At 67.2% G+C, this 14,106-nt stretch carries 14 protein-coding genes and 1 tRNA gene; 8 read left to right on the forward strand and 7 right to left on the reverse strand.

The window, feature by feature from the left end:
- Positions 1-114 precede the first annotated feature (114 nt).
- From FIV50_RS09705 to FIV50_RS09715, 3 genes are all read right to left on the reverse strand, one after another.
- Complete coding sequence (locus FIV50_RS09705) at positions 115-249, reverse strand: methionine/alanine import family NSS transporter small subunit (RefSeq protein WP_082297825.1); 135 nt, start codon at positions 247-249, stop codon at positions 115-117.
- Positions 246-1,883: a sodium-dependent transporter gene (locus FIV50_RS09710; RefSeq protein WP_140037259.1), complete on the reverse strand. Its 1,638-nt coding sequence runs from the start codon at positions 1,881-1,883 to the stop codon at positions 246-248. Before FIV50_RS09710 ends, FIV50_RS09705 begins: the two co-directional genes overlap by 4 nt.
- A 94-nt stretch (positions 1,884-1,977) precedes the next feature.
- Entirely contained in the window at positions 1,978-2,244 is a 267-nt protein-coding gene (locus FIV50_RS09715) for a DUF7882 family protein (RefSeq protein WP_308810372.1), read from the reverse strand.
- 332 nt (positions 2,245-2,576) lie between these two features.
- On the opposite strand from FIV50_RS09715, the gene FIV50_RS09720 reads away from it, so the two are divergent.
- A complete protein-coding gene (locus FIV50_RS09720) occupies positions 2,577-2,780 on the forward strand; it encodes a hypothetical protein (protein WP_140037260.1) in 204 nt (67 codons plus the stop codon).
- Positions 2,781-2,860: 80 nt separating this feature from the next.
- Here FIV50_RS09720 and FIV50_RS09725 read toward each other — a convergent pair whose 3' ends face one another.
- Complete coding sequence (locus tag FIV50_RS09725; RefSeq protein WP_140037261.1) at positions 2,861-3,193, reverse strand: DUF7882 family protein; 333 nt, start codon at positions 3,191-3,193, stop codon at positions 2,861-2,863.
- 105 nt (positions 3,194-3,298) lie between these two features.
- Positions 3,299-3,371, reverse strand: a tRNA-Val gene (locus tag FIV50_RS09730).
- A gap of 153 nt (positions 3,372-3,524) precedes the next feature.
- Here FIV50_RS09730 and aceE point away from each other — a divergent pair.
- The 6 genes from aceE (at position 3,525) to FIV50_RS09760 (ending at position 11,158) form a co-directional block, all read left to right on the forward strand.
- Entirely contained in the window at positions 3,525-6,251 is a 2,727-nt protein-coding gene (gene aceE / locus FIV50_RS09735; protein ID WP_140037262.1) for a pyruvate dehydrogenase (acetyl-transferring), homodimeric type, read from the forward strand.
- 31 nt (positions 6,252-6,282) lie between these two features.
- On the forward strand, positions 6,283-7,488 hold the full coding sequence (locus FIV50_RS09740; protein ID WP_140037263.1) for a PucR family transcriptional regulator: 1,206 nt from the start codon (positions 6,283-6,285) through the stop codon (positions 7,486-7,488).
- Positions 7,489-7,593: 105 nt separating this feature from the next.
- Complete coding sequence (locus FIV50_RS09745) at positions 7,594-8,514, forward strand: ACP S-malonyltransferase (protein ID WP_140037264.1); 921 nt, start codon at positions 7,594-7,596, stop codon at positions 8,512-8,514.
- Positions 8,511-9,512 carry a beta-ketoacyl-ACP synthase III gene (locus tag FIV50_RS09750; protein WP_140037265.1) on the forward strand — a complete coding sequence of 334 codons (1,002 nt, stop codon included), beginning with the start codon at positions 8,511-8,513 and terminating at the stop codon, positions 9,510-9,512. The genes FIV50_RS09745 and FIV50_RS09750 overlap by 4 nt, the downstream gene beginning before the upstream one ends.
- Positions 9,513-9,580: 68 nt before the next feature.
- On the forward strand, positions 9,581-9,829 hold the full coding sequence (locus FIV50_RS09755) for an acyl carrier protein (RefSeq protein WP_017202249.1): 249 nt from the start codon (positions 9,581-9,583) through the stop codon (positions 9,827-9,829).
- Positions 9,830-9,919: 90 nt separating this feature from the next.
- On the forward strand, positions 9,920-11,158 hold the full coding sequence (locus FIV50_RS09760) for a beta-ketoacyl-[acyl-carrier-protein] synthase family protein (protein WP_140037266.1): 1,239 nt from the start codon (positions 9,920-9,922) through the stop codon (positions 11,156-11,158).
- A 61-nt stretch (positions 11,159-11,219) separates the two neighbouring features.
- Here the strand turns inward: FIV50_RS09760 and yczE are convergent, their stop codons facing one another.
- Positions 11,220-11,885: a membrane protein YczE gene (gene yczE / locus FIV50_RS17665; protein ID WP_181164192.1), complete on the reverse strand. Its 666-nt coding sequence runs from the start codon at positions 11,883-11,885 to the stop codon at positions 11,220-11,222.
- Positions 11,886-11,980: 95 nt separating this feature from the next.
- Here yczE and yczR point away from each other — a divergent pair, with 95 nt between their 5' ends.
- Positions 11,981-13,384 (forward strand): MocR-like transcription factor YczR, encoded by a 1,404-nt coding sequence (gene yczR / locus FIV50_RS09765; RefSeq protein WP_140037267.1) that lies wholly within the window; start codon positions 11,981-11,983, stop codon positions 13,382-13,384.
- 136 nt (positions 13,385-13,520) lie between these two features.
- Here yczR and FIV50_RS09770 read toward each other — a convergent pair whose 3' ends face one another.
- Entirely contained in the window at positions 13,521-14,024 is a 504-nt protein-coding gene (locus tag FIV50_RS09770) for a DUF3145 domain-containing protein (protein WP_053096393.1), read from the reverse strand.
- Positions 14,025-14,106: the final 82 nt, after the last annotated feature.

The raw sequence follows: 14,106 nt of genomic DNA on the forward strand, positions 1-14,106 counted from the left end.
TCGACAGTGCTTCTGAAAGAGAAAGTAGTCAGCATCGAGGAACGGGAGGAGCGGGTTGATTCCCGCTCCTCGTCCGGGTAAGACGGAGGCGGCAGCCGCCTCCGTCTCCCACACTCAGAGCTCTACGGGCGGGGCGGGCTCCGAGTCCGCGGCCTCGGGGTGACGCGCGAGGTTCACGACTGCGGCGATGAGTCCGCCCCAGATCGTGACCATCGCGATGATCATCATGACGATCGCTGTCGTGGTCATGCGCCCGCTCCCTTCTCCGTCGTGCGGGGCTCCGAGGTCGGCACCGTCGTGATCGACGCCGTCTCGGCATCCGGCTCGTAGTCCTCCTTGGCGAGGAACTCGTCATATTCGGGGTCGTCCTTGGCATGCGAGCGACCGCTCCAGGGCAGGGCCGACAGCAGCAGTGCGAGCGCGACGAGTGCGATGACCATGCCCCATCCGAAGACGGCGAGGAACCATCCGGGGTAGCCGCCGTACGGCTCGGAGATCTTCGAGATCAGTTCGGTGACGAGCAGGTAGCCGAGCACCAGCGGCGCGAGCGCGCCCACGAGCAGCATCCAGACCCGACCCACCCGGAAACTCGAACGACGATCGAGGTGATCGACGAGCGTCGGCAGCTTGTGCAGCAGCCAGGCCACGACGATCACGGCCACGAGCGCGACGGCCATGATGCCGAAGGCGTTGACGAACGCATCTGCCGTATCGAGGACCGACAGAGCGGTGGTCGTCGAGAAGAGGGCCAATGAGACGATCGCGAGCGGAATCGACACCGTGAGGGTCGTGCGGATGCGCGCCCAGCCGAGCTTGTCCTGGAGGGCTGCGACGATGACCTCGAGGATCGAGATGAGCGAGGTGATACCCGCGAACACCAGCGCTCCGAAGAACAGGACGCCGATGATCGAGCCACCGGTCGCCTGCGAGACGATCGTCGGGAACGCGATGAACGCCAGGCCGATGCCCGACGACGCGACTCCCGCGACCTCGGTGCCCTGCGCCTGCGCCATGAAGCCCAGTGCGGCGAACACGCCGATGCCCGCGAGGATCTCGAAACCGGAGTTCGCGAAGGCGACCACCAGGCCGGAGCCGGTGAGGTCGGTCTTGCGCTTGAGGTACGACGAGTACGTCACCATGATGCCGAAGGCGACCGACAGTGAGAAGAAGATGTGGCCGTACGCCGATGCCCAGACGGCAGGGTTGCCCAGCGCCTCCCAGTTGGGGGTGAAGAAGGCGTTCAGACCGTCCATGGCGCCCGGCAGGAACAGCGACTGCACCACGAGGATCGCGAACATCACCGTCAGCAGCGGCATCAGGATCATGTTGGCCCGACCGATGCCCCGCTTGACGCCCAGAGCCATGATCACGATGACGATCAGCCAGACCGCGACGAGGGGCAGCCCGACCTGAGGTACGAACTCGGTCGAGACGCCGACCTCGGCGACATCGGCCGACCGCAGGAAGTCGATGAAGAAGAAGTCGTTCTCGTTGCCCGGTCCCCAGGTCAGCTGAGCGGAGAACCAGGTGTACATGGCGGCCCACGCGATGATGACCGCGTAGTAGACCGCGATGATCACGCAGATGAGCACCTGCCACCAGCCGAGCGGCTCCGCCCTGCGGTGCATCCGGCGGAAGGCCAGCGGCGCGGAACCGCGGAACCGGTGACCGATCGCGTAGTCGAAGAACAGCAGCGGGATGCCGGCGGTCAGCAGCGCGCAGAGATACGGGATGAGGAAGGCTCCGCCACCACCCTCGTACGCGACGTACGGGAATCTCCAGATGTTCCCCAATCCGACGGCGGAGCCGATCGCGGAGAGGATGAAGACGTTCCGAGATCCGAATGCCTCACGTTTGGGAGACTGCGTCGTTGCGGTGGCCATGGGCATGAGGTTACCGGAGTCGGGGCGACGAGACGTGGCGATTCTCGTGCCTTTCTCTCCGCTCTCGGATCGTCATCAGGATCATCACGATCGATCACAGGTCGGCGGGCACGCCGAGCTTCTCTCCCGACGACAGGTCGTCCGGCTCTGCGACCAGGTACAGCCCGGTGGGGCTGTTCGCAGTGGATGCGAGCGCGTCGACCCACCGCCGATTTATCGAGGGCTGCCTACTGCCGAGGAACCGATAGACGAGCGCACTGCTCGGATGGAGCCACACCGTCGTGCGGCCTCCCCCGATGCTCTGATCCTCGCGCCAGCTGAAGCTGAAGGACTCCGCTCGCCGGAGTTTCGCGGTGATCACGAGCTGCAGGTGGCTGAGGGCACGATCTCGATCTCGATCTTGGTCGAGCCTTCGTAGATGAATCTGCCCATCACGCTCCTCCCTGCGTTGCACGCACGGGGCGTCGCGACAGCGACGGTGTATCGGCTTCGTGCGGCCACGCGAGCGTCAGCGGCGCGCCGGTGAGGTCGGACATGCAGTCAGAATAGGAAGGCAACGACGCCGCTCGCAGGGTATTGACATGTCTGAGCACACCGTGCAGAGTGCCCGTGGCCGAGTCAGGCGCCCACCACATCATCCTCTCGATGACAAGCCCCTGTTCGCTCGTCCCATCCGTGACGGAGCCTGTCATCATGAGCCATCCAGACGACATCAAGCAACCGCTCGACCATCTGCCTCCGCTCGATGAGCGTGACAAGGCCGTCGAGGTCGATGAGCCGCAGTATCCGACGTCCGGAGCTCCGATCGGACCCGCACACGTCTCTCCTGATACCGCGGCGGAGCCCGACAGACCGCGTCGGCACGGCGTGGACAAGCTTCCGCCGACCGCACGCTGAGCGGTCATCGGCCGACGGAACCGTCGCCCGACCGCGCGTATTCCGCCTGTCACAGATCCTGCGTATGAGTTTCGTATCCCTCAGTGCGGCGCTTCCGTCTCGCCCCCGGTCGGATCGATGATCTCGTCGGTGAGACAGACGCCGCCGGTGCTGCTGAGCGTCTGCGAGAGCTCCTCTATCCACCGACGATTCAGAGTCGGTGCCTCGGTCTCGTCGAACACGAAGCGCAACGGGATCGACGGATGCAACCAGATGGTCGACCGGCCTGGGGCCTCGCCGTCTTTGTGGATCCACGACAGGGTGAAGCTCTCATTGCGGCGCAGCTTGGTCGCGAGGACGATCTTGAGGTGACTCAGCGCACGATCCTCGATCAGAATAGGCGGCTGATCGGCTCCGTAGAACAGTCTTCCCATACATCGACGGTACTCGTGAGCGCCCAGACAGGCTAGGTCTCTCGCTCGCACCGAGCCTGGCACGGGCGAGGCCGGCTCCGGTTCGCATATCGCCGAGTGTGACGGTGGGCCCTGCCGGGATCGAACCGACGACATCCACGGTGTAAACGTGGCGCTCTACCAGCTGAGCTAAAGGCCCTGGTGCGTCCAGTCTACAGATGACCCGGTGCGCACCGGTGTCGTGGAAGGGGGATAGGCTGAGGGCGGCACGCGTTGTGTACAACCGACAAGGTTGCCCGCGTCGCTTCCCGTTTCAATGGCATGACCTGCCAGCTTGACGAAAGGCTCCCCCGTGACTGTGCACGACCAGGATCCGTATTCCCAGGGCCCCCTCGACAGCGATCCGGAGGAGACGGGCGAGTGGCAGCAGTCGCTCGACGAGCTCGTCGACGCGAAGGGTCACGGCCGTGGCCGCGAGATCATGCTCAGCCTGCTCAAACGCTCGAAGGAGCTGCACCTGGGTGTGCCGATGGTCCCGACCACGGACTACATCAACACGATCGCTCCCGAGAACGAGCCCGAGTTCCCGGGTGACGAAGAGGTCGAGCGCCGCTACCGCGCGTGGATCCGCTGGAACGCGGCCATCACGGTGCACCGCGCTCAGCGCCCCGGCATCGGTGTCGGCGGCCACATCTCGACCTATGCGTCGTCGGCCGCCCTCTACGAGGTGGGCTTCAACCACTTCTTCAAGGGCCTCGACAACCCGGGCGGGGGAGACCAGATCTTCGTGCAGGGCCACGCCTCCCCCGGCACGTATGCCCGCTCCTTCCTCGAGGGCCGCCTGAGCGAAGACCAGCTCGACGGATTCCGCCAGGAGAAGTCGCACGCGCCATACGGCATCCCCTCCTACCCGCATCCGCGTCTGATGCCGGAGTACTGGCAGTTCCCGACCGTGTCCATGGGTCTCGGTCCGATCAACGCCATCTACCAGGCGATGTCGAACAAGTACCTCGAGAACCGGGGCATCAAGGACACCTCCGAATCCCACGTCTGGGCCTTCCTCGGCGACGGCGAGATGGACGAGGTCGAGAGCCGCGGTCAGCTGCAGGTCGCAGCCAACGAGGGCCTCGACAACCTCACGTTCATCGTCAACTGCAACCTGCAGCGCCTCGACGGGCCTGTGCGCGGCAACGGCAAGATCGTCCAGGAACTCGAATCGTTCTTCCGCGGCGCTGGCTGGAACGTCATCAAGGTCGTCTGGGGCCGCGAGTGGGACGACCTGCTCGCCCGCGACACCGAGGGCGCGCTGCTCAACCTGATGAACGTGACCCCCGACGGTGACTACCAGACGTACAAGGCCGAGTCCGGCGCGTATGTCCGCGAGCACTTCTTCGGTCGTGACGAGCGCGCGGCTGCCCTCGTCAAGGACTACTCCGACGACGACATCTGGAACCTCAAGCGCGGTGGACACGACTACCGCAAGGTCTACGCCGCGTTCAAGGCCGCGACCGAGCACAAGGGCAAGCCCACCGTCATCCTCGCCAAGACGGTCAAGGGCTACGGCCTCGGTCCGCACTTCGAGGGCCGCAACGCGACCCACCAGATGAAGAAGATGACGCTGGACAACCTCAAGACGTTCCGTGACGCGATGCACATCCCGATCACGGATGCACAGCTCGAGGAGAACCCGTACCTGCCCCCGTACTACAACCCGGGCCCCCAGGACGAGACGATCCAGTATATGCTCGAGCGTCGCAACGCCCTCGGCGGCTTCCTCCCAGAGCGCCGCTCGACGCACGTCGGCCTGGCGCTCCCCGACGACACCGCGTACGCCCTGCCCAAGAAGGGCTCCGGCACGCAGGAGATCGCCACGACCATGGCGTTCGTCCGTCTGCTGAAAGACCTGCTGCGCTCGAAGGACTTCGGCCACCGCATCGTGCCGATCATCCCCGACGAGGCTCGCACCTTCGGAATGGACGCGTACTTCCCGTCGGCGAAGATCTACAACCCGAACGGTCAGCACTACACATCGGTCGACCGTGAGCTCCTCCTCGCCTACAAGGAGAGCCCGCAGGGCCAGATCGTGCACGTCGGCATCAACGAGGCGGGCGCCCTCGCGGCGTTCACCGCGGCGGGCACCTCGTATGCCACGCACGGCGAGCCGCTGATCCCGGTCTACCTCTTCTACTCGATGTTCGGCTTCCAGCGCACGGGTGACGCTCAGTGGGCCGCCGGCGACCAGATGGCCCGCGGGTTCATCATGGGTGCCACGGCCGGCCGCACCACCCTCACGGGTGAAGGCCTGCAGCACGCCGACGGCCACTCGCACCTGCTCGCCGCCACCAACCCGGCGACGGTCTCGTACGACCCGGCCTACGGCTACGAGATCGCGCACATCATGCGCTCCGGTCTCGAGCGCATGTACGGCGGCAACCACGAAGACCCGAACGTCATGTACTACATCACGCTCTACAACGAGCCCATGGTGATGCCCGCTGAGCCCGAGGACGTGGACGTCGACGGCATCGTGCGCGGCATCCACCGCGTGTCGGTCGGAGAGGGAGAAGGCCCCCGTGCCCAGCTCTTCGCATCGGGAGTCGGACTCGCCTGGGCTCTCGAGGCGCAGGAGCTGCTGAAGAACGACTGGGGCGTGATCGCCGATGTCTGGTCGGTCACCTCGTGGACCGAGCTGCGCCGCGATGGCCTCGCCGCCGACGAGCACAACTTCCTGCACCCCGAAGAAGAGCCCCGCACCGCGTACCTCACGCAGAAGCTGCAGGGCGCCGAGGGTCCGGTCGTCGCGGTCAGCGACTTCATGCACGCCGTGCAGGACCAGATCCGTCCGTGGGTCCCGCAGCGTTTCGCCACGCTGGGTGCCGACGGCTTCGGCTTCTCCGACACGCGTGCAGCCGCCCGCCGCTTCTTCAAGATCGACGGTCCGTCGATCGTCGTCCGCACGCTGCAGTCGCTCGCCGAAGACGGGGTCGTCGACCGTTCTCTCGCCGCGCAGGCCATCCGGAAGTACAGCCTGCACGACGTGAACGCCGGCACCAGCGGCAACGCGGGCGGCGAAAGCTGAGCCATCTGTGACGGGTTCCTCTTCGCGCGGCATGGACAAGTCCGCCACGCTCACCTGGCTGCGCCGGATATCGGGCGACATCGCCTCGGTGACCATCAAGCGCCTCGAGGACACCCTCCCGTGGTACGCCGACATGCCACCAGCCCGCCGCTCTGCGGTCGGGCTGGTGGCTCAGGCGGGCATCACGTCGTTCATCCAGTGGTACGAGGATCCGACGTCGACGCCATGGATCGCCGCTGACATCTTCGCGGCGGCACCCCGAGAGCTGCTGCGCAGCGTCAGCCTGCAGCAGACTCTCCAGCTCATCCGGGTCACCGTCGAGGTGACCGAAGAGCGCGTCGCCGGAAGAGGCGCAGATCTCCGAGAGGCGATCCTGCTCTACTCACGCGACGTGGCCTTCGCTGCGGCCGACGTCTACGCCAGAGCCGCCGAGGCTCGCGGCCTGTGGGACGCCAGGCTCGAGGCGCTCGTCGTCGACTCCATCCTCACCGGCGAAGCAGACGAAGAGCTGCCGAGTCGCATCGCCGCGCTGGGCTGGCACGGTCATGGAGAGGTCGCTGTGCTGGTCGGCACGACGCCCCCGCAGTTCGACGTCGACCTCGTGCGTCGCACAGCGCGCAAGCTCGCGGTCGACGTGCTCATCGGCGTGCAGGGATCCCGACTCGTGCTCGTGATCGGCCGCGCGCGTGTCGCAGGCCAGGAGCCTGCCGAGGGCGAAGAGGAAGAACTCGGCTTCGAAGAGATCGCCTCGCGTCTCGAGCCCTCGTTCGGCCCCGGCTACGTCGTGCTCGGCCCGGCGGTCGCCGCACTCGTCGACGCGAGTCAGAGTGCACGGGCAGCCCTCGCAGGGTTCGCCGTCGCCCGCGCCTGGCGCAGCGCGCCGAGGCCTGTCGACGCCGACGATCTGCTCCCCGAGCGCGCTCTCGCCGGCGATCCGCTCGCCAAGCAGACACTGATCGAGCGCATCTACCGACCGCTGCAGGCGCACTCCACCGATCTCGTGACCACCCTCTGGAGCTACCTCGACAACGGTCGATCGCTCGAGGCGACCGCCCGAGAGCTGTTCGTGCACCCGAACACCGTGCGCTATCGCTTGAAGCGCGTCAGCGAGGTCATCGGCTGGGATGCCACGGGGCCTCGCGAGGCTCTGATCCTGCAGACCGCGCTGATCCTCGGCTCGATCGGCGCCGCAGAGCAGGTCCGTCGTCGGGCTCCCCTGCGTCGCCCCTCGCGCTGATCGGCACTCTGAGCACCGATCAGCTGTACGCCACACACAAGGGTTTTCTCGAATCTTGTGATGGATCATCCACCACTCAGGGCAGATCGTTGGCAGACTGGGGTTGTGATTGTCGTCGTATGCCCTGGACAGGGCTCGCAGACCCCCGGTTTCCTCTCCCCCTGGCTCGAGCTCGACGGTGTGGCAGACAGCCTCGCCGCGTTCTCCGAGGCGGCAGAGGTCGACCTCCAGCAGCATGGCACGGTGTCGGATGCCGACACCATCCGCGACACGCGCATCGCTCAGCCGCTGATCGTCGCCGCATCCCTGATCGCGGCGAACGCCCTCACCGGGCGTGCCGGTCGCCGAGCCGACGGTGTCGCCGGACACTCGGTCGGCGAGATCGCCGCGCTCGTGAGCAGCGGCGTGGTCGACGCCGAGACCGGCATGCGACTGGTGGGCATCCGAGGTCGCGCCATGGCTGATGCTGCGGCACAGACCCCCACGGGCATGAGCGCCGTGCTGGGAGGCGACGAAGAGGCCGTCCTCACGCGTCTCACAGAACTCGGGCTCTCCCCCGCCAACTACAACGGCGGCGGCCAGATCGTGGTCGCGGGTGAGCTCGCAGGGCTCGACGCTCTCGCCTCCGAGCCGGTCAAGGGCACGCGCGTGATTCCCCTGCAGGTGGCCGGCGCGTTCCACACGTCGTACATGGCTTCAGCCGTCGCCGCCCTGCGTGAGGCAGTCGCGACGGTGGCTCCGGCCGACCCCGAGATCACGCTGTGGTCCAACCGCGACGGATCCGTCGTCACCGATGGCGCGCAGGCCCTGAGCTACCTCGTCGACCAGGTGTCGTCTCCCGTGCGCTGGGACCTCTGCATGGCCTCGTTCGCCGATCACGGCATCACCGGTCTGATCGAGCTCGCGCCCGCCGGCGCGCTCACGGGTCTCGCCAAGCGCGGCCTGCGCGGAATCCCGTCCGTGGCCGTGAAGACCCCCGAAGATCTCGATGCGGCCGTCGCGCTGCTGAACGGAGAAGCCGCATGAGCCCCACCCTGAACCAGATCACCGGGCCCGCCTACACGCGGATCTACTCGTTCGGTGCTGCCCGCGGCGAGAACGCCGTGCCGAACGACGACCTGATCGGACCGATCGACTCGAGCGACGAGTGGATCCGTCAGCGCACCGGCATCGTCACCCGCGTGCGGGCGGACAAGGGCACGGATGCGATCGACCTCGCCGCGATCGCCGGCGCAGAGGCCATCGAGAAGTCCGGCATCCCCGCCGACCAGGTCGACCTCGTGATCGTCGCCACCATCAGCAACCCGAAGCAGTCGCCGTCTGTCTCGGCCATCGTGGCCGACCGCGTGGGTGCGAATCCTGCTGCCGCATACGACGTCAACGCGGCCTGCGCCGGCTACGCCTACGCGATCACGCAGGCCGATGCGCTGATCAGGTCGGGCGCGGCACGCTACGCCCTCGTGATCGGCACCGAGAAGCTGTCGGACGTCGTCGACCCGGCCGACCGGAGCATCTCTTTCCTGCTCGGCGACGGCGCGGGAGCAGCCCTCATCGGACCGAGCGACACGCCGGGCATCGCCCCTGCCGTGTGGGGATCCGACGGCTCGAAGGCCGATGCGGTCGGCATGAACGCGACCCTGACCGAGTTCCGCGACGGCGAGGTGCCGTGGCCGACCCTGCGCCAGGAGGGTCAGACGGTCTTCCGCTGGGCTGTCTGGGAGATGGCGAAGGTCGCCCGCGAGGCACTCGACAAGGCGGGCGTCGAGCCGAACGACATCGCCGCGTTCATCCCCCACCAGGCGAACATGCGCATCATCGACGAGTTCGCCAAGCAGCTGAAGCTGCCGGAGTCCACGGTGATCGCGCGCGACATCGAGACCACCGGCAACACCTCGGCGGCATCCATCCCGCTCGCGAGCCACCGTCTGATGGCCGAGCACCCCGAGCTCTCGGGCGGTCTCGCCCTGCAGATCGGCTTCGGCGCCGGACTCGTGTTCGCCGCTCAGGTCGTCGTCCTTCCCTGAGAACGCGCTGACTTTCCCTAGACTGTTCCACGGTTCCGAATACAACCCGTAAGAAAGAGGAAGACCACATGGCTTTCACCAACGATGAGGTCCTCGCAGGCCTCGCAGAGCTCATCACCGACGAGACCGGCATCAACGCATCCGAGGTCGCCCTCGAGAAGTCGTTCACCGACGACCTCGACATCGACTCGATCTCGATGATGACGATCGTCGTCAACGCAGAAGAGAAGTTCGGCGTCACCATTCCCGACGACGAGGTCAAGAACCTCAAGACCGTCGGCGACGCCGTCAACTTCATCGTCGCAGGCCAGGAGTAATCCTCGAAGGATGCCACCCCCGCACAGTCGGGGCGTGGCATCCTCCGCCTTGCCCGCCCTCTGCTCGACCCGCCTGACAAGGAACCACACATGACCAAGCGCATCGTCGTCACCGGCATCGGTGCCACGTCCGCCATCGGCGGGACAGCTCCCGAGAACTGGACGAACCTGCTCGCAGGCAAGTCCGGCACCCGCACCCTCGAGCACGACTGGGTGCAGCAGTACGAACTGCCCGTCACTTTCGCGGCCGAGGCGATCGTCCGCCCCGAAGAGGTCCTGCCCCGCCACGAGGCGAAGCGGCTCGACCCCTCCTCGCAGTTCGCGCTCATCGCGGCACGCGAGGCCTGGGCGGATGCCGGTTCTCCCGACGTCGCTCCCGAGCGTCTCGGAGTCGACTTCGCCACCGGCATCGGCGGCCTCTGGACCCTCCTCGACGCGTGGGACACTCTCCGTGAGAAGGGCCCCCGCCGCGTGATGCCGCTCACCGTCCCGATGCTGATGCCGAATGCCGCAGCCGGCAACCTGTCGCTGCAGTTCCAGGCCCGGGCCTACGCGCAGACCGTCGTCAGCGCCTGCGCCTCCAGCACCGAGTCAATCATCCACGCCTTCCACCACCTGCAGGACGGTCTTGCCGACGTCGTGATCGCCGGTGGCACCGAATCCGCCATCCACCCGATCACGATGGCGTCGTTCGCCTCGGCCCAGGCTCTGTCGCGCCGCAACGACGACCCGGCCAGGGCCTCGCGTCCCGGCGCCATCGACCGCGACGGCTTCGTCATGGGCGAGGGCGCTGCCGCTCTCATCCTCGAGACCGAGGAGCACGCGAAGGCACGCGGTGCCAAGATCTACGGCTACGTGCTCGGCGGTGGCGTCACCGCTGACGCGTACCACATCACGGGCAACGACCCCGAGGGCACCGGCGCCGCACGCGCCGTCACGCAGGCGCTCGACGAGGCCGGCATCACCGCCGACCAGATCGCACACATCAACGCGCACGCGACGTCGACTCCCGTGGGCGACCCCAACGAGTACGTCGCCCTTAAGAAGGTCTTCGGCGAGCGGATCGATGAGATCCCCGTCTCGGCCACCAAGGCGTCGACGGGCCACCTGCTCGGCGGTACGGGAGCCCTCGAGGCGATCTTCGCGCTGCTCGCGTTGCGCGACCGAGTGGCCCCGCCGACGATCAACATGACCGAACCAGACCCGGCCGTTCCGTTCAAGCTCTCGGGCGAAGCTCAGCCCCTGGGCGACGGCCAGCTGTACGCGATCAGCAACTCGTTCGGCTTCGGCGGCCACAACGCCGTCGCGGTCTTCGCGAGCGCCGACTGACACGCAGCGACCACGAAGAGCGGCCCCCGGTATCCCGGGGGCCGCTCTTGTCTACGCAGGTCTAGCGTGCGGTCGCCCGCGCGAGCTGCTGTGATCTCGCAGCGCGGATGCGAGTGGTCCAGGGCAGGAACCAGCCGATCAGGGGTCCCACGCCGAAGGCGAAGAGCACGGTTCCGACACCCACCGGTCCGCCGAGCAGGAAGCCGACCAGCAGGACGCTTCCCTCGATGAGTGTGCGAACGAGCCATACGGGCCAGCCGGTGCGACCGACGAGCCCCGTCATCAGGCCGTCCCGCGGGCCGGGACCGAAGTCCGCGGCGATGTAGAGCCCGGTGGCGAACGCGAGCAGCACCAGTCCAGCCACGAACATCGGAGCGCCGATCCAGATCGACGGCGGCGCGGGAATGACGGCGAGAGCCAGATCTGCGCTGGGTCCGACGAGCAGTGCGTTGAGCAGGGTACCGAGGCCGACACGCTGCCGCAGCGGGATCCACAGCAGCAGCACGAGCACCGAGACCAGCACGGTGACGACGCCGTATCCGATCCCCGTCTGCCCGGAGACGCCGAGGGCGAGGACGTCCCACGGCGCGACGCCGATGCCGCCACGCACCATCAGACCGAGGGCGACGCCGTAGAGGAACAACCCGACGAGCAGCTGCGCGACGCGCTCGACGACGTCGCGTCGGCTGGTGGCGCTGATAGGGAGGAAGACGGAACGAAGCTGCATCTCTCCATGCTGGCCCAGTCATGCGTCCAGTCCACGAGACCACTCGGCGAGAAGTGGCCTGTATTCTTCAGGCCACTTTGCGGCATGCTGGAGTCATGACCTCACGGCTCGTCCAGCAGCTCGGTGCCCACAACGTCGCCGGCGCCACAGCCAAGGCCCTCGCAGAGCAAGTGCGTGCGTTGATCCTCGACGGTCGGCTCACCGTGGGCGAGCGGCTGCCGAGCGAGCGAGCGCTCGCGCTCGAGCTGCGGCGCTCGCGCTCCACGACGACCCGCGTCTACGACCTCCTCGAGGCCGACGGCTACGTTTCGCGCCTGCACGGGGGCGGCACCCGCGTCACCCTGCCACACACCGCCACCTCAGCAGACGGCGCCCCAGACGAGTCGGCGATCGACCTGTCGATCGCGTCGATGGATTCGACTCCGGGGCTGTACGACGCGACGGTGCGATCACTCCCCCGGCTCGCGGCCATGCGCGGCACCAGCGGGTACTCACTGCGCGGCCTTCCCGAGCTGCGTGAAGCTGTCGCGCAGCTTTTCACCGAGCGTGGAGTCCCGACGGATGCCGATGAGATCATGATCACGTCGGGCGCGCTCAACGCGTTCAACCTGGTGCTCGCCACAATCGGGCGCCGGGGAGAGCGCGCACTCGTCGAGCAGCCGACCTTCCCACATGCGCTCGAAGCGCTCCACCGGCACGGCTATCGTCTGCTGCCGACTCCGGTCGACGTCTCCGGCTGGGATGAGCGCCACCTCACCGACACGCTGCTGCACGAACGCCCTCACCTGGCGTACCTCATCCCCGACTTCCACAACCCCACAGGAGCCACGCTGTCGGATGTCGAGCGGTCACGCATCGCCGCGACGGCCCGCAGCGTCGGCACGCAGCTGATCATCGATGAGACGACCGCGGAGCTCGACATCGATCGCGGCTGGACTCCGCTTCCGTTCTCGGCGTTCAGCCCGCAGATCATCACCGTGGGCTCGATGTCGAAGATCGCGTGGGGCGGCATGCGCATCGGCTGGATCCGCGCCGACCGCTCGGTGATGGCCCGCCTGCTCGCGACCCGTCCCTCGTTCGAGCTCGGCACGGCGCTCCTCGAGCAGTGCATCGCCGTCGAGCTCTTGCAGGAGATGCCGGCGCTCACCGCGCATGTCGCGACACGCCTGCATGCCGGTCGTGACGCCGTGGCGTCGGCACTCGGATCGTTCGAGACCATATCCATGCCGCAGACCAGCGGCGGTCTCTCGGCCTGGCTCGACCTGGGTGCCCCCGTATCGACCGCCCTGTCGCTGGCCGCCCGCGATCACGGGCTGATCCTCCCGCCCGGGCCACGGTTCTCGACGGGCGGCGTCCTCGAGAGGCGCCTGCGGATCCCGATCACCCTGCCACCCGAGCGCACCGCCGAGGCCATGGATCGACTGCGGCTCGCCTGGGACGACGTCATGACCGGGGGCACGGCGGCCGGCGCCGAGATGCCCCGTTCGGCCGTCATCTGACAGACGAAGACCCCGTCCCTGTGGTCAGGAGCGGGGTCTTCGTCATGTGTGGAACGGGAATTCGCCTTCTCAGCGTCCGGGATCGCTCACCGGCATCCGATACTCGCGCCTTCCCGTTCCAGGTGTGTGTGGCCGCCTAGCCGACCTTGTGCAGCCAAACCACACGAGCGTCGTCGCTCGCGTGCCGGAACGGCTCCAGCTCCTCGTCCCAGGCAGAGCCCAGGGCGATGTCGAGCTCGCGCTGTAGCTCGGTCGCACTGCCGGCGGCGATCTCCATCGCATAGCGGATGCGGTCCTCGCCGATGACGATGTTGCCCGCAGCATCCGTCTGCGCATAGTGGATGCCGAGGTCGGGCGTGTGGAGCCAGCGGCCGCCGTCGCTGCGAGGTGTCGGATCCTCGGTGACCTCGAAGCGGAGATGCTCCCAGCCCCGGATGGCGGTCGCGAGAGCAGCGCCCGTGCCCACCGGTCCGTCCCAGTAGAACTCGGCGCGACGAGCGCCGTCGAGCACCGGCTGGTCGCTCCAGTCGAAGTTCACTGCGCGACCGATGGCGCGTCCCACCGCCCATTCCAGGTGCGGGCAGAGCGCGCGAGGTGCAGAGTGGATGAACACCACTCCGCGTGCGTAAGCCGTCGCCATGATCTCTCCGTTTCATCAGGTGCGTCTTCCCCAACGACCTGAAACAACGAGAACTGGCGTGAATATGCGGTTATGGGGCTAT

This window comes from Microbacterium foliorum, from assembly GCF_006385575.1.
Taxonomy (GTDB): domain Bacteria; phylum Actinomycetota; class Actinomycetes; order Actinomycetales; family Microbacteriaceae; genus Microbacterium; species Microbacterium foliorum_B.